The sequence below is a fragment of the Bdellovibrio sp. ZAP7 genome, from assembly GCF_006874645.1.
GTDB lineage: Bacteria > Bdellovibrionota > Bdellovibrionia > Bdellovibrionales > Bdellovibrionaceae > Bdellovibrio.
Genome location: NZ_CP030082.1, coordinates 431,385 through 449,338, shown reverse-complemented (window position 1 = coordinate 449,338; position 17,954 = coordinate 431,385). Strand labels below are relative to the sequence as shown.

The 17,954-nt window shown below is 45.9% G+C and carries 18 protein-coding genes; 8 read left to right on the top strand and 10 right to left on the bottom strand.

Going from position 1 to position 17,954, the window contains the following annotated elements; genetic code table 11:
- Nucleotides 1–8: 8 nt before the first annotated feature.
- The 3 genes from DOM22_RS02245 to alaS are packed head-to-tail and all read left to right on the top strand — an operon-like array spanning nucleotide 9 to nucleotide 4,393.
- Nucleotides 9–1,160: a metallophosphoesterase gene (locus DOM22_RS02245; protein WP_142698825.1), complete on the top strand. Its 1,152-nt coding sequence runs from the start codon at nucleotides 9–11 to the stop codon at nucleotides 1,158–1,160.
- 37 nt (nucleotides 1,161–1,197) lie between these two features.
- Nucleotides 1,198–1,683: a regulatory protein RecX gene (locus DOM22_RS02240; RefSeq protein WP_246845812.1), complete on the top strand. Its 486-nt coding sequence runs from the start codon at nucleotides 1,198–1,200 to the stop codon at nucleotides 1,681–1,683.
- Entirely contained in the window at nucleotides 1,670–4,393 is a 2,724-nt protein-coding gene (gene alaS, locus DOM22_RS02235) for an alanine--tRNA ligase (protein WP_142698824.1), read from the top strand. The genes DOM22_RS02240 and alaS overlap by 14 nt, the downstream gene beginning before the upstream one ends.
- 148 nt (nucleotides 4,394–4,541) lie before the next feature.
- Here alaS and DOM22_RS02230 read toward each other — a convergent pair whose 3' ends face one another.
- Nucleotides 4,542–5,075, bottom strand: coding sequence for a hypothetical protein (locus tag DOM22_RS02230; protein ID WP_142698823.1), 534 nt, complete (start codon nucleotides 5,073–5,075; stop codon nucleotides 4,542–4,544).
- 195 nt (nucleotides 5,076–5,270) lie between these two features.
- Here DOM22_RS02230 and DOM22_RS02225 point away from each other — a divergent pair, with 195 nt between their 5' ends.
- Nucleotides 5,271–5,666 carry a hypothetical protein gene (locus DOM22_RS02225; protein WP_142698822.1) on the top strand — a complete coding sequence of 132 codons (396 nt, stop codon included), beginning with the start codon at nucleotides 5,271–5,273 and terminating at the stop codon, nucleotides 5,664–5,666.
- Between the two features lie 218 nt (nucleotides 5,667–5,884).
- On the top strand, nucleotides 5,885–7,918 hold the full coding sequence (locus tag DOM22_RS02220) for a prolyl oligopeptidase family protein (RefSeq protein WP_246845811.1): 2,034 nt from the start codon (nucleotides 5,885–5,887) through the stop codon (nucleotides 7,916–7,918).
- Between the two features lie 33 nt (nucleotides 7,919–7,951).
- Here the strand turns inward: DOM22_RS02220 and DOM22_RS02215 are convergent, their stop codons facing one another.
- From DOM22_RS02215 to truA, 4 genes are all read right to left on the bottom strand, one after another.
- Nucleotides 7,952–8,410 (bottom strand): hypothetical protein, encoded by a 459-nt coding sequence (locus tag DOM22_RS02215; protein ID WP_142698820.1) that lies wholly within the window; start codon nucleotides 8,408–8,410, stop codon nucleotides 7,952–7,954.
- 135 nt (nucleotides 8,411–8,545) lie between these two features.
- Entirely contained in the window at nucleotides 8,546–8,944 is a 399-nt protein-coding gene (gene rpsI, locus DOM22_RS02210) for a 30S ribosomal protein S9 (protein ID WP_142698819.1), read from the bottom strand.
- Between the two features lie 16 nt (nucleotides 8,945–8,960).
- Nucleotides 8,961–9,401, bottom strand: a complete 441-nt coding sequence (rplM, locus tag DOM22_RS02205; protein WP_142698818.1) for a 50S ribosomal protein L13 — start codon at nucleotides 9,399–9,401, stop codon at nucleotides 8,961–8,963.
- A gap of 115 nt (nucleotides 9,402–9,516) precedes the next feature.
- Nucleotides 9,517–10,344: a tRNA pseudouridine(38-40) synthase TruA gene (truA, locus tag DOM22_RS02200; RefSeq protein WP_246845810.1), complete on the bottom strand. Its 828-nt coding sequence runs from the start codon at nucleotides 10,342–10,344 to the stop codon at nucleotides 9,517–9,519.
- Between the two features lie 182 nt (nucleotides 10,345–10,526).
- On the opposite strand from truA, the gene DOM22_RS02195 reads away from it, so the two are divergent.
- The 3 genes from DOM22_RS02195 to DOM22_RS02185 are packed head-to-tail and all read left to right on the top strand — an operon-like array spanning nucleotide 10,527 to nucleotide 12,426.
- Entirely contained in the window at nucleotides 10,527–11,072 is a 546-nt protein-coding gene (locus DOM22_RS02195) for a hypothetical protein (protein ID WP_142698816.1), read from the top strand.
- Between the two features lie 8 nt (nucleotides 11,073–11,080).
- On the top strand, nucleotides 11,081–11,578 hold the full coding sequence (locus DOM22_RS02190; RefSeq protein ID WP_142698815.1) for a hypothetical protein: 498 nt from the start codon (nucleotides 11,081–11,083) through the stop codon (nucleotides 11,576–11,578).
- Nucleotides 11,569–12,426, top strand: coding sequence for a TIGR02147 family protein (locus DOM22_RS02185; RefSeq protein ID WP_142698814.1), 858 nt, complete (start codon nucleotides 11,569–11,571; stop codon nucleotides 12,424–12,426). The genes DOM22_RS02190 and DOM22_RS02185 overlap by 10 nt, the downstream gene beginning before the upstream one ends.
- A gap of 366 nt (nucleotides 12,427–12,792) precedes the next feature.
- Here DOM22_RS02185 and DOM22_RS02180 read toward each other — a convergent pair whose 3' ends face one another.
- From DOM22_RS02180 to DOM22_RS02160, 5 genes are all read right to left on the bottom strand, one after another.
- Entirely contained in the window at nucleotides 12,793–13,953 is a 1,161-nt protein-coding gene (locus DOM22_RS02180; protein WP_142698813.1) for a hypothetical protein, read from the bottom strand.
- Nucleotides 13,950–15,263 carry a CFI-box-CTERM domain-containing protein gene (locus tag DOM22_RS02175; protein WP_142698812.1) on the bottom strand — a complete coding sequence of 438 codons (1,314 nt, stop codon included), beginning with the start codon at nucleotides 15,261–15,263 and terminating at the stop codon, nucleotides 13,950–13,952. The genes DOM22_RS02180 and DOM22_RS02175 overlap by 4 nt, the downstream gene beginning before the upstream one ends.
- Nucleotides 15,264–15,383: 120 nt before the next feature.
- Nucleotides 15,384–16,391, bottom strand: a complete 1,008-nt coding sequence (locus DOM22_RS02170; protein ID WP_142698811.1) for an aspartate-semialdehyde dehydrogenase — start codon at nucleotides 16,389–16,391, stop codon at nucleotides 15,384–15,386.
- Entirely contained in the window at nucleotides 16,375–17,238 is an 864-nt protein-coding gene (pssA, locus tag DOM22_RS02165; protein ID WP_142698810.1) for a CDP-diacylglycerol--serine O-phosphatidyltransferase, read from the bottom strand. The genes DOM22_RS02170 and pssA overlap by 17 nt, the downstream gene beginning before the upstream one ends.
- An 18-nt stretch (nucleotides 17,239–17,256) precedes the next feature.
- Nucleotides 17,257–17,913 (bottom strand): diacylglycerol/polyprenol kinase family protein, encoded by a 657-nt coding sequence (locus DOM22_RS02160; RefSeq protein WP_142698809.1) that lies wholly within the window; start codon nucleotides 17,911–17,913, stop codon nucleotides 17,257–17,259.
- Between the last annotated feature and the right edge of the window lie 41 nt (nucleotides 17,914–17,954).

Genomic DNA, 17,954 nt, shown 5'->3' with positions numbered 1-17,954 from the left:
AAATAACCATGGCTGCATTTCGCGCAATTATCGTTGGTCTATTTTTCGCGGTTTTCATGTACGTCTCTCACCAAATGGTGAGATATGCCGACTTATCTGGAGCCCAAACTTTATTTATCATTGCCTTTCTGGGAGCGTTGTTTGCCATCGTGATATCGATGCCGCTGTTCTTCTGGTCCCGCAGTGATGCCCGAGGTGAATCAAAACCCTGGCATGATGCTTATTTCAGCGCCGCCCACTTTTCCATGGCCTATATCAGCTTTTTGTTAACCTTCATTATCCTGCGAGACATCGCCGGATTCATTCTGAACTACACAAATCCAGAATTTGTCGGCACCGAACTGTATGGCACCGAAGCAACCGGGTTACTTTTAGTCATTCCCTTGGTCCTTTTGCTTTTAGGAACCTTGGTAGTTCGCCTGGGAGTTAAAGTTATCAAAGTTGAAATTCCCTTTACCAATTTGCCTGAAGGCTTGAACGGTCTGCGCATCCTGCACATCACGGATTTACATCTGGCAGCGGGCTTACCCGTTCAATTTGTTCAAAAGCTTGTGGATAAAGCGAATAACTTAAAAGCCGACATGGTGGTCTTTACCGGGGACATCCTGGACGATCATGCGATTCGCCACCTTCCTGAATTTGAAATTCTGAAATCAGTCCAATCCAAACTTGGCACTTTCTATGTCGCCGGAAATCATGAGTACTATTGGAATATCGAGACTGCTCTCGCTGCTTTTCGTTCAATCGGTTATCACGTTTTGGTCAACAATACTGAAACCCTTCAAGTTAACGGCGCGACTTTGCAAGTTTCCGGCGTGGCAGATCCCGCCGCTCGTCAGTTTGGAAAAGAGCCGGCAGATCTGGATAAACTGGTAAGCCAGCAAAAACCAGAGGCGTTTAAGATCTTTTTGGCCCACCAACCGGCCATTGCTGACAAGGCTTGTGACAAAGGCTTTGATTTACAGCTTTCCGGCCACACTCATGGTGGGCAATTCTTCCCTTGGAACTTGCTGATTGTGTTCTTTCAACGCTATCCCAAAGGTCTTTACAGCCTTAAAAACATGCGGCTGTATGTCAATCAAGGAACAGGTTACTGGGGGCCGAGTCTGCGCCTAGGAACGTTCTGCGAACTGACCGAAATTACTCTGAAAAAAGCATGACATGCGCAGGCAGGAACAGATAGATTTCTAACTGCCTATGTCTGATGAAAAAGACCCACAAAATGAACAAGAAAGCCAACAAGACAGAATCGCTGCTGCTAAACGCAAAGTGATGGATCTGTTGGCGGCTCGTGATCATTCTGAGCAAGAGCTTAGAACCAAGTTGCGCGGGAAATTCACAGACGAGGATGGCAGCGACGAAGCCATCGATGAAGCAATCTCCTTTGCCAACGAGAAAAATTGGTTGGGCGATCCTTCTGACTACGCTGCCCGCCTGGCCGACACGCTTCACCGTCGCAACAAGGGTATCTGTTACATCAACAACTACCTGAAAGAAAAAGGCCTGCCCACTGTGGAGACCGATGCTGCGCTGGAACTGGATAAGGCCATGGCGATTGTGACGAATAAATTTAATGAAGATTATAAGTTTTCTCGAGAGGAAAAAGCACGCGTAGGACGCTTGCTGACTTCACGAGGATTTGATTCCGAGACCGTTAGAAAGGTTATCTATGAAAAGCTCTGAGATCAGAAATGCTTTTATTCAATACTTCGAAAAGAATGGACACAAAGCTGTCGCTTCTTCTTCTTTGATTCCGGAAAATGATCCGACCTTGCTTTTTGCAAACGCGGGTATGAATCAATTTAAAAATACTTTCTTGGGTCTTGAGAAGCGTGATTACTCTCGTGCCGTGACTTCGCAAAAATGTGTGCGCGCCGGTGGTAAACACAATGACTTGGAAAACGTAGGCTTTACAGCACGTCACCACACTTTCTTTGAAATGTTGGGTAACTTTTCTTTCGGCGATTACTTCAAGAAAGACGCGATTCACTTTGCCTGGGAATTCTTGACCAAGACTTTGGCTATTCCCAAAGAAAAGCTTTATGTGACAGTTCATATCTCTGACGATGAAGCAGCTGACATCTGGCACACTCAAGAAGGTATCCCTCGCGATCGCATTTTCCGTTTCGACAAAGACAATTTCTGGAAAATGGGCGACACAGGTCCTTGCGGTCCTTGCACGGAGATCTTCTACGATCACGGTCCTGAAGCCGGTAAAATTTCTGATCCGTTCAAAGGTATCGAAGCAGGTGAAGACCGTTTCGTGGAAATCTGGAACTTGGTATTCATGCAGTACTTTGAAAATCCGCCAGGGACTTTGACACCGCTTCCAAAACCATCTGTGGATACAGGTGCAGGTCTTGAGCGTGTGACGGCGGCGATGCAGGGTAAATTCAATAACTACGATACAGATTTGTTCCTGCCAATGATCGAACTGGCTTGTAAAATCGGTGGCGTTAAATACGTGACTGACAAAAAAGTCTTGGCGACTGATGCAAAAGCGGCAGAAACAACTTCTGCTCTTCGCGTATTGGCTGACCACTGCCGCTCGACTTCATTCTTGATAGCTGACGGTGCTTTGCCATCGAACGAAGGCCGTGGTTATGTACTTCGCCGTATCATGAGACGTGCAATCCGTTACGGACGTAAACTTTCTGCCGACAAATCTTTCTTGCCAGGTATGGCGGAAGCCTTGATCGAAAACATGGGCAAAGTTTATCCGGAACTTTCCACTCGTCGCGATCATATCCTAAACACGATCCGTGACGAAGAAGACCGCTTCTTGGCAACTTTAGACAAAGGAACTGAAATCCTGACAGCAGAGCTTGCAAAAGCAAAAGCGGCAGGAGTTAAAGAACTTTCTGGCGAAGTTGTATTTCGTATGTACGACACTTACGGCTTCCCTGCCGATTTGACTCGTGTAATTGCGAATGAAAACGGTATTGAAGTGAACGAAGATGCTTTCGAAAAAGAAATGGAAGCAAATCGTGCGAAATCCAAAGCTTCGTGGAAAGGTAAATCCATGGGAGCTGACGAAGCTCACATGATCAAATTTGCCAAAGACTATCTTCAATCAGGTAAGTCTGTGAAGTTCTTGGGTTACGATGGTACAATCGGCGATGGTACTGTAATGGCTCTTTCTAATGGCCAAGCGGTTGTAAACGAACTTAAAACCGGCGACACGGGTCTAATTATCCTGGATGCAACTGCATTCTATGGTGAGGGCGGCGGTCAAGCTGGTGACGTTGGTTACATCATGCAAGACACTAATCGTGCTCGCGTAGCGAATACGACGAAAATCGACGACATCATTCTTCACCACGTAGAGGTTGAACACGGTTCCTTCAAGACGGGTGCGAAAGTTGTCAGCGGTGTCGATGCAGTTGAAAGAAGAAACACGGCAAGCAATCACTCCGCGACGCACTTGTTGCACGCAGCTCTTCGTAAAGTATTGGGTGTGCATGTAACTCAAGCGGGTTCATTGGTTGACGCTGATAAAACTCGTTTCGACTTCACTCACAATAAACCAGTAAGCACTGAAGAGATCCGCAAGATCGAAGAGATGGTGAACGAACAAATCGCTCGCGGTCTTGAAGTCAAAACTGAATTAATGCCGCACAAGCAAGCGATCGAAAAAGGTGCGATGGCATTGTTCGGCGAAAAGTACGCTAACGACGTTCGCGTACTGACGATGGGAGATTTCTCTTGTGAGCTTTGCGGCGGTACTCACGTTAAAAACACTGCGAATATTCGCCTGTTCAAAATCGTTTCTGAATCTGGTGTAAGCTCCGGCGTACGTCGCGTGGAAGCAATCACGGGTGATTCTGCAGTTAAATACGCCATGAGCTCTATCGCCCACTTGGACGAGGCTTTGGCAGCAGCTGGTTTGCAAAAATCTGCTCACTACTTGAAGCACTTGGAAGTAACTGGCGAAAAGGCGACTTTGGCAAATCGTGTAGAGTCGATCAAAGAGCAAGTGAAAACTCTTGAGAAAGAAATCAAGAAACTTCAAGGTGGCCAAGTGAATGTGGATGAACTTGCTGGTAAAGCAATGGCATTCAAATCTAAATCCGGTGTCGCTGCAAAACTTGTATTGGCAGACGTCCCAATGGACGACCGCGAAGTTTTGGCAAAAGTTACTGACGATCTTAAAAACAAAATCCAATCTGGAATTGTCGTGGTTGTCGGCCAAGGTGATGGCTCAAACCCAATCATCGTTTCCGTTTCTAAAGATCTAACTGGCGATCATAAAGCCGGCGACGTTCTGAAAGAAGTGGCTGCGATCATGGGTGGTAAAGGTGGCGGCCGTCCTGACTTTGCTCAAGGTGCAGCTCCTGACCGCTCTAAGATCGGTGATGCATTCACGAAAGTACGCAGCACACTAGGTCTTTAAGGTACAGCCTTACCTGCAAGGGCCATGGCACACTTTCCTAGTTAACAATTAAAAAAGGCCGGTGCAAATTGCACTGGCCTTTTTATTTTCACTAGTTATTAAGTATTATCCGACAGGTAAGTAAGTACCTTTTTAAGTAAGGCCGTACCTATTCGCAGAGTAGACCGTGGAAGTTTTTTTGGATGTAGGCTACGAGGCCGCGGAAGGACTGGGCTTGATCGCCACATATGTCTTTGAAGCCTCGGCCGCAAGAATCATAGCTCTCGCCCAGATTCATTTTCTGATCACCAATGATCAGGCTTGCATAGCCTGAGGAATAGACTTGTGCGCATTGCAAAGAAGCATCCACTGATTTTCCGCAGATGTTGCTGGATTTCAAATAGCTTTGTAGCTCTGCGATTTCTGCAGCTGGCAGACAGGATTCTTCGAGCACTTGTTGATTTTGCCCAAGAAGTGAAATTCGTCCTGTCGAAGCATCAACGGAAAGAACTCCCCCACTGACTGGGATTTCTAGTGCAGAAATTGTTTGTGACTCGTCGGCATCGGAAGCTCCGCCAACAGATGGAGTGACGATGTGTGAACTAGTGCTGGGAAAATCAGCCGCAGATAAATTCGTCTGACTGCAGTTTTGAAATCCCAATATGAGACACCCGGCAAGAATAACCAACCAGCCTCTATTCATCACAATCCCCCGTTCATGACTCATCGGTAAGCGTTGTAAGAAACTTGACCTTGGTACGGTGGAATTCCTTGTGTTCTCACAATAGAGCACTCCAAATCGCATATATTGCGCAATGCATTTGCATTGCTAGACCAAAGACCGTGAAATAGCCTCGATCAGGTCAACAAATTCGAATTAACAACTAAGGAGACATCTATGAAAAAACTTATCGTGGCAGCACTTGTTCTTGCTGGTTCTACAGCTTTTGCTGATTCAACTGTTTTGAAATGCTCTGCACCTTCTAAAGGTAAAGCGGCAACTATCAACGTAACTTTGGGCGACGACACTTCTGTTGATTTCCTAACAATGCAAGTAACAGAAAAAACTGGGTCTTCAACTTTCTTTGCTCAATTGGATAAAGGCACTGTAGCTAACCAAATGAAACAAGGTTACCTTCAAATGTTGGCATTGACTGAAAAGTCAGCTCAAACTGAAGACGGCGTTATCAGAAACACTGGTTTCTTCGGCGTTTCTTCTGACAACAAGGGTGCTTCATTCTCTGGTTTCATGGCTGCTAACGGCAACATCTACCCAGTTTCTTGCACTAAGTAATTAGTAAAGAAATTAAGAATGAAAAAGGGAGCCATGCGCTCCCTTTTTTTATTTTTGAAACACCGACAGGAACCCTTGTCACAGCTCACAGATTGATCTTTAATTTCTAGGTCAACATCGGAGCTCATATGAAATCATTCACGGTATCGAAACTCTTGCTGGCGACCCTTCTGCTTGCTGGCTGCAAAAGCTCCTCTTTTCAAAAGGAGTTAAAGTCCATGTCACAATCAGAACAAGATCCGTATCTTTGGCTAGAGGAAGTTGAAGGCGCCAAGGCCCTTGATTTCGCAAAAGCCGAAAATGATGTAACAATCAAGCACTTCAAATCCAACCCTGATTTTAAAAATATCGAAGCGGATTATCGCAAAATCTTTTTTGCCAAAGACCGTGTTCCGGCCGTCACATTGACGAATGGGGAACTTTATAATTTCTGGCAAGACGAAAAAAACTTGCGCGGTGTTTGGAGAAAAACATCCATAGCCAGTTATCAAACTGCAAATCCAAAATGGGATGTGATTTTGGATCTGGACGCAGTTTCTAAAACTGAAAATGAAAACTGGGTGTGGAAAGGCGCAAGCTTCCGTCGCCCCGGCTATGATCGTGTCTTGCTTCATCTTTCTCGCGGTGGAAAAGATGCTGTGGTCGTTCGTGAATTTGACCTAAAAACAAAATCTTTCGTGAAAGATGGATTTTTTATTCCCGAATCAAAAACAAATGCTTCCTGGAAAGATCAAGACACTTTGTTTGTCGGGACTGATTGGGGGGCGGGCTCCATGACGACTTCGGGTTATCCACGCATCGTGAAAACCTGGAAACGTGGAACTCCCCTGACATCTGCTGAGACTCTGGCAGAAGCAAACACGACTGACATGTCGGCTTATGCCTACACTCTGTATGACGAAGGCAAACCGTTTTACTTCCATCAGATTCGCAAAGGCTTTTACTCCACTAAATTGTGGTATCACGATAAATCTGGAAAAGCCGTGCTGGTTCCAAAACCAGATGATGCTGAAAGCTGGAGCCTGTTTAAAGGCAATCTTTTGATCGAACTTCGCTCTGATTATAATGGTATGAAAGCAGGGACATTACTTGCAGTTCCTCTGGATAATCTGGAGTTGGGCGAAAAAGCGATGAGCCAGGCGCAAGTAGTCTTTGCACCAACGGACAAGCGATTCATCGAGGGAGGATGCAATACCAAAAACCATATGATTATGGTTGTATCCAATAACGTTCTGACTCAGATGGAGAAAGTCACATTCACTCCTCCGAATATTTGGAAATCAGAACCCATCGCTCTGGGCAGCAATGGTATGGCATCTTGCTATGACGGTGACGACGACTCTGACACCTATCTTGCAACCTACACGGATTTCTTAACACCAACTTCGTATTACATGGCAAATGCCTCTGATCCGAAGAATAAGTTCACTTTGCTAAAACAAGCAGCGAAGCGTTTTGATTCCTCTTCACTGACGACATCTCGTTTTGAAGCCACCAGCAAAGACGGAACTAAAATACCTTACTTTGTGGTTCACAAAAAAGATATCAAGTTGGATGGCAGCCATCCTACTTTGCAATACGGATACGGAGGGTTTCAACAATCGATGACTCCTTCTTATCTTGGTGCTTTCGGAAAAGTGTGGGCTGAAAAAGGTGGGGTCTACGTTCTGACAAATCTACGTGGTGGCGGAGAGTTTGGTCCAAAATGGCATCAAGCTGTCCTTAAGGAAAACCGCTATAAAGTTTACGAAGACAATATCGCGATTTCTGAAGATTTGATTGCGCGCGGATTTACTTCAGCAGAACACCTAGCAATTTCCGGTGGATCTAACGGTGGCTTGTTAGTGGGTGCAACAGTGACTCTTCGTCCTGACCTCTACAAAGCAGCCGTCATTGGAGTTCCATTGTTGGATATGCTTCGCTATCACAAGTTGCTAGCCGGAGCGAGCTGGATGGATGAGTACGGAAACCCCGACGATCCGGAAATGCGCAAAGCGATTTTGAAATACTCCCCGTATCAGAAATTAAGTCCGACAGCGAAGTACCCAGAAGTCTTTGTGATGACGAGCACGAAAGACGATCGTGTTCACCCAGGGCACGCACGTAAATTCGTGGCCCGCATGAAAGAACAAAAGCATCCGGTTTATTACTATGAAAACACCGAAGGCGGTCACGCAGGAAATGCGAACATCGAGCAAAGCATTTTGTGGGAGTCCTTGAAAACCACTTACTTATGGGAAAAACTAAAATAGAAAACAAAAAAGGCGGGTTCTTCCCGCCTTTTTTTATCTAACCTCTGCTATCTTCCGATCCACTTGAAAGACACATTCCGAAGTCACTCCAGCCATCGTCACAGACATTATATAAAGTCCTGACAGCTCCATGCCGATTGTTCGATCCGTCAACTCAACTTGATCCATATTCCCTATTTGCCCTTGATACTCGATACGCAGACGGCGTGCTGACGGCGAATTTTCAGCAACCTCAACCGAGCCGCGACCGTGAGTGATCCGCACGATCTTTTCAAAAGCATCATTGCGAATTTGCGCCTTAATAATCAAGGCCTTCCCTAAAGACCCATGAAACCCGAACCAGGTGAAGTAAGCTTCTTGAACATTCAATGCCCCACAGTCTCCTGCTCGCGCAACAATACCCGTTCCCGTGTCATTCACCGGAGAGGCTTGAGCGATGGAGTGGAAAAACAATAGAGAGATGAGAGAGAAAAGATATTTTGATAACTTCATAGATCCTCAGCTGCGAGAATGAAATTACCATCAATTTAAAGAGCACCCCAATTACAGGGTCGTCATTAAACAAATAAAAAAAGGGAGCCAAAGGCTCCCTTTTTGATTCTGGTCCAGATTCGGACACTCCAAATTTTAACGTTTAGAGTATTGGAATCTACGACGAGCGCCGGCTTTACCGTATTTTTTACGCTCAACCATACGAGGGTCACGAGTGATGAATCCAGCTTTCTTAAGAGTTCCTTTGAACTCTGGGTTGAAAGCGATCAATGCACGAGTGATACCCAAACGGATCGCACCAGCTTGTCCAGACTCACCACCACCTGCTACAGTGATGTTTGCGTCGAACTTACCGATTTGGTTCAAAAGATCCAAAGGCTGTACGATAACCATGCGAGATTGCATACGGCTAAGGTAGTCTTCAGATTTTTTACCGTTGATAGTGATAGTGCCTTTACCAGGCTTCAAGAAAACACGTGCTGATGACGTTTTTCTTCTTCCAGTTGCATAAAAGAATTTTTCTGCTGCTGCCATATTCTATCCTCTCCAATTACTTCTTAGTTGGAAGTGTTAGAAGTTCTGGTTTTTGAGCTGCATGAGGGTGCTCTGCGCCAGTGTAAGTTTTCATTTTCATGATGACATGACGAGATAGCTTGTTTGTTGGAAGCATACCGCGAACAGCTTCGTGAATGATGAAAGTTGAATCTTTCACTTTCGCTTGAGCTGCTGTCATTTCTTTCATTGAACCAAAGAAACGGCTGTGACGGTAGTACGTTTTGTCATCCCATTTAGTTCCAGAAAGTTCCATCTTGTCCGTATTGATCACGATAACGAAGTCACCAGTGTCTACGTTCGGAGTGTAGATAGCTTTGTTTTTACCACGAAGAATAGTAGCGATACGAGTTGCAACACGACCAACTTTTTGGTCAGCGGCATCAACGATCCACCATTTTCTTTCAACTTCTTCTGCTTTTGCATTGAAAGTTTTCATTTGAGAGTCTCCAGTTTTCTTTTTGAATACTTGGGTTTACCGTCCAGGCATTCGGCAAATATGATGTTTGAGTTTAACAACGGGCTCTTACACTATGTTTGCGGGAAGGGATGTTTTAAAGTTCTAGGCACCTATTGTCAAGGTCCTTAGGATAATAAACTCGCATGAGGTACAGGCCCTGAGCGGGAGCTGGGGGACCGGCCTTAGCGCGATCCTTAGCCTCGATAATTCCCTTCATATTCTCAGTACTTAGCCCCTGCTTTTCTAAAAGCAAAGAGGTGCCTACGATATTGCGAACCATCTGTTTCAGGAAACCACTACCGGTCACCGTGAACTGCAAAAGCCCCGGTTTACGCCACTCCCAGTCCGCCTGATAGATCTCGCGGATGGTGTCTTTGACCGGGGTTCCGACCGATTGAAAGCTCTTAAAGTCCTGATTTCCCAAGAGAAACTTAGAACTGGCTTGCAAATGCTCGATATCGATAGGCAGACGCTCCCACCCGGCATGGCGATTCATATGGGCGCTCGGGCGAGGAGTATTCAGCATCAGATATCTATATGTCTTATGAGTTGCGGAAAGAGTCGCGTGGAAATCATCGGGCGCAATCCATGCCTTTTTTACTACGATTCCTGGAGGTAGCTGAGAATTAAGGGCCCAGCAAAGATCCCATTTCTTAGCGGGATCCAATTTACGGGACGTCGTGAAGTGGCAGACCTGATTCAGGGCATGAACCCCGGCATCTGTGCGCCCCGAAGCGAACAGATGAATCGGTTCGTTAAAGATACGCGACAAAGCTTTCTCAATCACCTGTGCCACAGAAACCTGATCTTCGGGCTTCTGTTTCTGCCAGCCACAGTAACCTGTGCCGTCGTAAGAGACTGTGAATTTAACTTTGGTCTTTTCCATGCGCAGGGATTTAACACACAAAAGGGAGCCAAGCATCTATTTGCTGTCACGCGTGCATCGCGCGGCAGATTTTTCAGGGGTTTGTGACGGTCGAGTGAAGACAGGATGTCTTCATAATGTATTCTGCTTCGATTGACTCCCCGGTTGGGTGAGTTAGCCTCATCTTCAGGCGCCACCAAATTTTTGATTTATAGTTTAAATTTAACCGCGAGGTCTTTATGAAATTATTTATTGGTCTTATGACGTTGCTGATTGCTTGCGTATCTTTTGCGAAGCCCACTAAACCCGTTTATCGTCGCGCACTAATTAAAGTTTCAGTGTTTCGAACGGAACTTAAAAAAGTGGGGGATATGTACGAGTATACCGCTGAAAAAGTCTGCGACAACCAACAGCAAATCGATGTTTGGGACTGGCGTCAACCTACGGAACCGACAAACTGGGAAAATTTTAGTATTTCCTGCGACTCCACTTACAACGGAAAAAAAGTCACAGCTCTTATTACGGCCACGGCCTTCGTTAACCGCGATTACACTGACGAAGAAAATTACGATGTTCTTACCTTTAGCACCGGCTTCCTTCTAACCGATAAAAAGACTCAAAAAATTACAACCCATTTCTCCACCATGATTCAATCGAAGGATTTAAATAGTAATAGTCTGATGACCACTCTCGGACCAAAGGAAGAATCCATTTGTGACAGCAGCGGCTGCACAACTCCTCCACCAGAAAAAATTAATGCTTCTGTAGAATTCATTGGGCTGTAGCTATGAGCATGAAACGCCCAATACTTTTAGCTATCCTATTGGCGAGCACAACCAGTCATGCCGTCTCCAGAGTAGGTGGCGGCAAGGTCAGAAGCTTAAGATCAGGATTTGAAGCGTCTATTGAAAGTCTGTTCGTGACCACTCAGTCTTCAGAACAAATGGTTCGATGCTCGGGTCCCATTGGACCGATTCGCCAGACAAAATCATTTTCAACGGGCACTCAATACTTTGAGATCTCTGAATTTGCAGATGAGTTTACAAACGCTACCGCTCTTTCAAAAAAACAACTTACTGACCGTTTTGAAAAAAGCCAGTGGCAAGAAGTAAAAAAAGCCCAATGCGATCTGACATTGAAACAGCGCACTTCTGGCGTAGTTGCATACATCGTTACCTGGGGCCACGGCAAAGGATTCGTCATGAAAGGCACCGACTCTCCCGATACGAATCGTGCGATGGACAAGGTTCTTGCAACATTGAAAATCACCAGTGAGTGTTCATGGAAGTAGCTGTTCAGGCAAAACCAGCAAATAAATATCCAGAAATAGCGCGGTACACTTGTTACCGCGCTTTCTTGCGTGATTTTTTTGATTATAAAAAATCTTTGCGCTCGGGATTTTCGTATCGGCAGTTTGCAAGTTTGGTGGGTTTAAAAAGTCCGAACTATTTACAATTGGTGATTCAGGAAAAGCGCAATCTGACCGAGACCACAGGTCGTCGTTTGGCGGAAGCGTTGAAGCTGAATGCGAAGGAAGTAAATTACTTTGAAGCTTTGATTCGCCTGCAAAATGCCGAGAATGATGAGGATCGCGTAAAAGCCCAAAAAAACATTCACGCCTGCCTAAAGAAATTGTTGGCCCAATTCGTACAAGAAGATGCCAGAGATATTTTAAGTAAATGGTATCATCTGCTAGTCAGAGAAATGACTTTGCTGAATGATTTCGAACCAAGCGGAGAATACATTTCAAAAAGAATGAGCGGAATCATAAATCCCGATGAAGCCGAGCGCTCACTAAAGTTTTTGTTGAATGCAGGTTATTTGAAAAACAATTCCGGCAAATACGAACAGTGTGATCCGGTGCTAGATACGGGCATCGATATCTTCAATCACGATGTCATGCAAGAATACCACGCACAAACGCTCAAAGTATGGTCGCAAAACATCGAAAAGCTGGGTTACAAAAATCAGGAGCTGGGGTTACTAAACATCCCCATCCCAAAAGAAAAACTCGGAGAACTCCAAGAAAAAATCCGCCAATTCCAAGACGAAATCATAGCCTGGTCGCAAAACCAAAAAGACTGCAACGAAATAGTCCAATTGGGCACCTACCTAATGCATTTCGAAAACAAAAAATAAAAAGCCTCGTTGTAGATTCGAATAACGGACTACAACGAACAAAAGATCCCAAAAATTCGAAGCTAATTAAACAGGCTGAAAAAAGTGCGGACGGCCGCACCTCCGCAGCGGAGGCAGAAATTGCAAAATTGTCATCAAACTGCGACTTGCGAAGCAAGGAGCCCTCCCCGCTCCCGATCCGCGACTTGCGAAGGCAAGGAGCTCTCCCGCCCCCGATCCGCGACTTGCGAAAGCAAGGAGCCCACACTCCGGACGCCAATGAGGCTGGTCAAAAACGGTCAAATGCAAGGCGCGACGAGGAAGGCGTACTCCTAGTACGCCGACGAGGAGCAACGAAGCAGTTGGCCGTTTTTCACCGGCCGACGGTTAGTAGTCTACTGATACGCCGGCGGTAATTACGTTTGATGAGAAGTCGACATCTTCACTAACAGATTTCAAATATCGATAATCTAACGTGACCCAAAGATTTGTCACACCGTACTCAGATCTCAGAGTAAATGCAGTTTCGCGGTCCATCGCTCCGACATTGATGAGCAATCCACCGCCGCCAAAGCCTGCAGGAGTTCCAACCATGTTAGTATTTTTACCGTCATCACGATATTCAACTACGGGAATATAAGATGCGCCGCCCGCGATATAAGGAGCAAAGACTTGACGGTCCATATATTGGAAACGATAGGCAAGACCCAAGTTCAACGGAATTGCTAGAAAAGTATATTCCTCGCGGGCTTTATCACCAGCCTGAGGAGTTCCGCCGCCGGGAGCAGATTCAGCGAAGCGACCATTACCGTTTGCCATCATCAAATTGAAACCAGCTTGGACTTTCAAATTCTGGGAGATTTTCAAAGGCTGCCATTCGTATTCGAAAGTCAAAACAGGAACCGAAGGGCCAGAATACATGGTTTCAAATGTTGTCACGCCGTCAGCGGCTTTGATGATCGGTGCATCCATCGCGCCGAAACGGAAGGAACCAGTCGACTTAACTTCACCTTTGTCTTTTGTTTTATAAACGTAGGTGCCGTCTTTTTCGATACGAATCAAACCGACAGCTGCTTGGGGATGATGAATGTACTCAACGCCACCCGATGGAGATTTGCGAACCACTTCGTTGCTGTAAACGACAGGGGCAGGTTTTACGCGGACTGGTTCTTCGATCGGAGCATCGCTGGATGGAATTTCATTATTAGGTGCTGCGATCGCTGGAGCTTCGTCTTCAAGGATCAAATCATCTGGAAGTGAAGAACCGGCTTCAGGAACATCTTTGTTTAAATCAACAGTGTTGGAAGCAGGCGGCGGAGTTGCCACCGGCTCGCCACCACTTTGCAGAATTTCGTTTTCGATACTTGCAGCATCGTCCGTTTCAGATTGCAAAGGATCCACTGAAGCGGCTGGTGGAGCATCGAATTCGCTTTCTTCAACGAATGGTGGCTCTTTAGGAGCTGATTCTTTCGTTTTCGTTTGGGCATTTGCGGTGTGAAAAATCGAAACAGCAAGCAAGGCAACTAAGACCAACCATAACGATTTCATAGTTCACCCCGAACGTTTTCTCCCAAGATCAAGCGACGGTACAAGCCCCAAATCGTCAAGCAACCGAAAACTGTGATTGCAAGTGCGAACCAGAATCCCAAAGCGACACTTAAGCGAGCAAAGAATAACAACGGCCACAAAACACCGCGCACGGCGATTTTAGCGGTTTCATTTTGCGAGATCATTGCTGCGTATTTTGGACTGTATTTATAGTACGTTTTAACGAAATTTTGACCCCAAGCATATGGGATCAAGTATTTGTTCCTGAACTCGCGGAAGCTTTGAACTTCAGGAGCCATGTCACTGCCGAAAGCCGCGGTTGCGATGAAGCAGTGTTTATCATCAAGTAGTCCTACAACCGGTTCAGGTGTCGCACACAACGTTGTCGGATCTACGGTTGCTGGAGTGAAGTAATAAATATTTCCAGCCAAGTCACGGTTTGCCATAACGGCACAATATGTTTTTCCATTTGTAAGACCCGTTAAACGATCATCCACATCTGGCGGAAACACGGTTGATGATACTGGTATAACGGAAGTTGGCGAAGCGTTCGTGATTCTTCCGACTGTCGTTGCAGGGTCATTTCCATCTGCAGGAATTTGTTCTTCATAAAAGAAAATCAAATCTCTGAAGTCAATTCCTGAGGTGCTGGTTGGATAGCCATCAGACACGATGGGATCTGTATAAATCTTAGAGTCACCAGGGAATGCCGTGAAATGGCAGAAACCAGTATTCGCAGTTGCTGGCGTGCCCTCCGGACAATCAGCGTAAGTCGCTGTCGTAGCGGCTGAAGTAATCACCTGCATCGTTGCAGAGATCGAAGTCGTTGTGGTGCCAGTACCCGAAATCGAAACAACCAGATCCGAATTCACAGCATTCGAACAATCCGTTGTACCGCCTTGAACTTTGGAACAAATCTGCGACCACAACATCTTAACAGTCAGCGAACTTCCTGAAATATAAGGTGTCGAATTCAACTGCACGGAGGTGTCGTCGATCTTAACTGTGACAGTTCCATTCGTTGGAAGAGTTGTATCCGCAGTTAAGGTGATCGTTAGAATCAAAGTTGGATACGTGGCATTCTTGTTACAAGGAGTAAGTCCAGATCCCGTACAGCTATCGCAAGTTGAATTGCCATCACCCGTACATGAACCCGCAAAGCCCCCATAGATAACCGGCTTGGTCGGAGTTGTTGTAAGATCATAGTACGAAGCCCCGCCAATGGTGACTGACGTAAATGCTGCAGCCATCGCAACCGACGACAAGAAAAAGGACGTAGCAAATAAAGCGGAAAGCTTCAACAGACGCATATCTCTATCGAACCACTGGACGAGCCGTTAGTCAAAGCAACCGGACCATGGGGGACCCATCCAGACCTTCGTCATACCACCCTCTGAGGTTGGTAGCGAACTTAAGGCGCAAGGCTACCTTTAAAAGAATATTTGCTCGGCGATTTGAATACCGTTTAGAGCAGCACCCTTACGGATATTGTCAGATACCACCCACATCATCCATAGCTTGGAATCTTCTGGATCTCGGTGGATACGGCCGACATAGACAGGGTCTTTACCAGAAACTTCTCTTGCGAGCGGGTAAACGCTTCTTTTAGGGTCGTCTTGAACCACGATACCTTCATGAGATGCCAGGGCATCCGTAATCGCTTCGCGTGTCGTATCTTTTTTCAATGTCACCCAAACAGATTCACTGTGGGCATTCAATGCAGGGATACGAACTGTGAATGCAGATACTTTCAATTGGGGCAGTCCCAAAATCTTGCGCGTCTCTTTCATGATTTTGACTTCTTCACTGCAGAAACCGTCATCATTAAAGGAACCAATTTGCGGGATGCAATTGAACAGGATTGTGTGAGGGAAAGTTTTAGGTTCGTGCTGAGCTTGAGTCGCTTTGGAGGTTTGCTCCATCAGCTCATCATAGCCACCTTGGCCTGCGCCACTCACCGCTTGATAAGTGCTGACACGCACCTCATCCAAGCCGAATTTTTCTGACAAAGGTTTCAATGCCACCACCAATTGAATAGTGGAGCAGTTTGGATTTGCGATCACTTGCGGTTTTGAATCCTTGTTCAACAGATGACCGTTCACTTCAGGCACGATCAAGACTGTGTTTGGATCCATACGGAAAGCAGCAGAGTTATCTACGGCAAAGGCCCCCGCTTTAACAGCTTTCGGTGCCCACTCGGCAGAGATATCATCGCCAGAAGAAAAGAAAACAAGATCAAGACCTTCGAAACAGCCTTCTTTTAAAATCTGACAAGGCCACTGCTGACCTTGCAACTCGATTTTTTTTCCAAGGGAATTTTCAGAAGCGAAAGGACGGAGTTCCGCAATAGGGAACTCGCGCTCTGCAAGAAGTGTCATGAACGTCTGGCCGACCATTCCGGTCGCGCCAACGACGCCTACTTTAAGTTTTCTTTTCATCTTTCTTGATCTCTTCCTCTTCCTCAAGCTCTTCGACTAAGTCACTTTCATGAACCGCTGCCGGTGCATAAACTGATGGTCTGATCTTACGGATGTTTTTACCCAATCTGAAGACACCGAAAACGGCACCAAGAGCGGCGTAACCCATGAACAGTACGAACAACATCACCTCAGGGCGAAGTGCGACGATAACCAGAACGCCCACTCCCAAAATCAAATAGCGGAATGGCAAACGTTCTTTCAAATCCAAATCTTTAAAGCTGCGGAAACGGAAGTTTGAAACCATCACCAAGGCCAGCAAGATCGCCATCACCAACAAGCCGTAGTTGCCGGATGGTTCCAAGCCCAAGTCTTTGATCGCCAAGACAGAAGATGCCACGATACCCGCAGCCATCGGAATTGGAAGACCTTGGAAATAGTTTTTCTCGACCACGTTTGCTTGCACGTTAAAACGAGCCAAGCGCAAAGCTCCGCATGCCACGAAAAGGAAACAGGCAACCCAGCCCAAACGACCGAATGGTTGCAATGCCCACAAGAACAACAACACACCCGGTGCCATACCGAAGCTGACAAGGTCACAAAGTGAATCGTATTCCGCGCCGAACTTACTTGTTGAACGAGTCAACCGTGCCAAACGACCATCTAATTGATCGAATACAGCTGCGACGACGATTGCGTATGCTGCCCATTCAAAATTTCCTTTGATGGATTGAATAACTGCGAAGAAACCAGAGAAAAGATTTCCAGTGGTCATCAGATTTGGAAGGATATAAATGTACATGTGCATGCGTTGAGCGCGTGCTTCTTCAGTATCTAAATGCGAATTTGCTGTATGTTCGTTTGCCATGTATCGGTTTTAGCCGACTTAAGCGAAAAATCCAAAGAAATAAAAGAGGATAGACAGTCCAACGGCACTCATCAACGGCAACGTCAGGTTGTCATCCAATTTTCCGATTGGAATCAACTCTGCAAACGCGCCCACAAGACCGGCAAGCAAGCTCACCACGATCACGCGATCCGTTAGATAGTTGTGATATAACAAGAAAGATAAAGTCAGAGCGGCGCAAACAAAGAACGCAGCCATAAAACCTTGGATGGATTTATGACCGAAAATTTTGTCCTTACCGTAAAGAATTCCAAAATAGCTGGCGATAGGATCCGCGAAGGCCAAGAACAACAACGTTAGAGCCACGATTGGACGCGGGAAAATAACGTAAACAATCAGAACACCTGACAACAAGAAGGTAGTTCCCGCGAGCTTTTTAACTTCGCTTTGGCGCATGATAGGCTTGAAGGCGTGAACTGCGAAATCGTTTAAGACTGCGTAACGGTGGCGCAAGAAATCAAAAGGAACGAATAAAAGCCAACCGATAACCAATAGCGAAAGTGAAACTTCTTTGGGTAGATACACGTAGGCCAAGAACATGGCGAACACAGCCGACATATGCCAAATTTTTCGAGCATAATGGATGTCCGAGCGCTTCTTAAGATCTACCAAGTTAAAGAATCCTTCTGTAATCATTCGAGCTCAACTTAAAGGCTCGACGGAGCAAGATCAATTTA

What these genes read in the sequence shown, in the direction of transcription:
- DOM22_RS02245 (WP_142698825.1), top strand. Translation starts at nt 9, where the DNA reads ATGGCTGCATTTCGCGCAATTATCGTTGGTCTATTTTTCGCGGTTTTC.
- DOM22_RS02240 (WP_246845812.1), top strand. Translation starts at nt 1,198, where the DNA reads ATGTCTGATGAAAAAGACCCACAAAATGAACAAGAAAGCCAACAAGAC.
- alaS (WP_142698824.1), top strand. Translation starts at nt 1,670, where the DNA reads ATGAAAAGCTCTGAGATCAGAAATGCTTTTATTCAATACTTCGAAAAG.
- DOM22_RS02230 (WP_142698823.1), bottom strand. Translation starts at nt 5,075, where the DNA reads ATGAATAGAGGCTGGTTGGTTATTCTTGCCGGGTGTCTCATATTGGGA.
- DOM22_RS02225 (WP_142698822.1), top strand. Translation starts at nt 5,271, where the DNA reads ATGAAAAAACTTATCGTGGCAGCACTTGTTCTTGCTGGTTCTACAGCT.
- DOM22_RS02220 (WP_246845811.1), top strand. Translation starts at nt 5,885, where the DNA reads ATGTCACAATCAGAACAAGATCCGTATCTTTGGCTAGAGGAAGTTGAA.
- DOM22_RS02215 (WP_142698820.1), bottom strand. Translation starts at nt 8,410, where the DNA reads ATGAAGTTATCAAAATATCTTTTCTCTCTCATCTCTCTATTGTTTTTC.
- rpsI (WP_142698819.1), bottom strand. Translation starts at nt 8,944, where the DNA reads ATGGCAGCAGCAGAAAAATTCTTTTATGCAACTGGAAGAAGAAAAACG.
- rplM (WP_142698818.1), bottom strand. Translation starts at nt 9,401, where the DNA reads ATGAAAACTTTCAATGCAAAAGCAGAAGAAGTTGAAAGAAAATGGTGG.
- truA (WP_246845810.1), bottom strand. Translation starts at nt 10,344, where the DNA reads ATGCTTGGCTCCCTTTTGTGTGTTAAATCCCTGCGCATGGAAAAGACC.
- DOM22_RS02195 (WP_142698816.1), top strand. Translation starts at nt 10,527, where the DNA reads ATGAAATTATTTATTGGTCTTATGACGTTGCTGATTGCTTGCGTATCT.
- DOM22_RS02190 (WP_142698815.1), top strand. Translation starts at nt 11,081, where the DNA reads ATGAAACGCCCAATACTTTTAGCTATCCTATTGGCGAGCACAACCAGT.
- DOM22_RS02185 (WP_142698814.1), top strand. Translation starts at nt 11,569, where the DNA reads ATGGAAGTAGCTGTTCAGGCAAAACCAGCAAATAAATATCCAGAAATA.
- DOM22_RS02180 (WP_142698813.1), bottom strand. Translation starts at nt 13,953, where the DNA reads ATGAAATCGTTATGGTTGGTCTTAGTTGCCTTGCTTGCTGTTTCGATT.
- DOM22_RS02175 (WP_142698812.1), bottom strand. Translation starts at nt 15,263, where the DNA reads ATGCGTCTGTTGAAGCTTTCCGCTTTATTTGCTACGTCCTTTTTCTTG.
- DOM22_RS02170 (WP_142698811.1), bottom strand. Translation starts at nt 16,391, where the DNA reads ATGAAAAGAAAACTTAAAGTAGGCGTCGTTGGCGCGACCGGAATGGTC.
- pssA (WP_142698810.1), bottom strand. Translation starts at nt 17,238, where the DNA reads ATGGCAAACGAACATACAGCAAATTCGCATTTAGATACTGAAGAAGCA.
- DOM22_RS02160 (WP_142698809.1), bottom strand. Translation starts at nt 17,913, where the DNA reads ATGATTACAGAAGGATTCTTTAACTTGGTAGATCTTAAGAAGCGCTCG.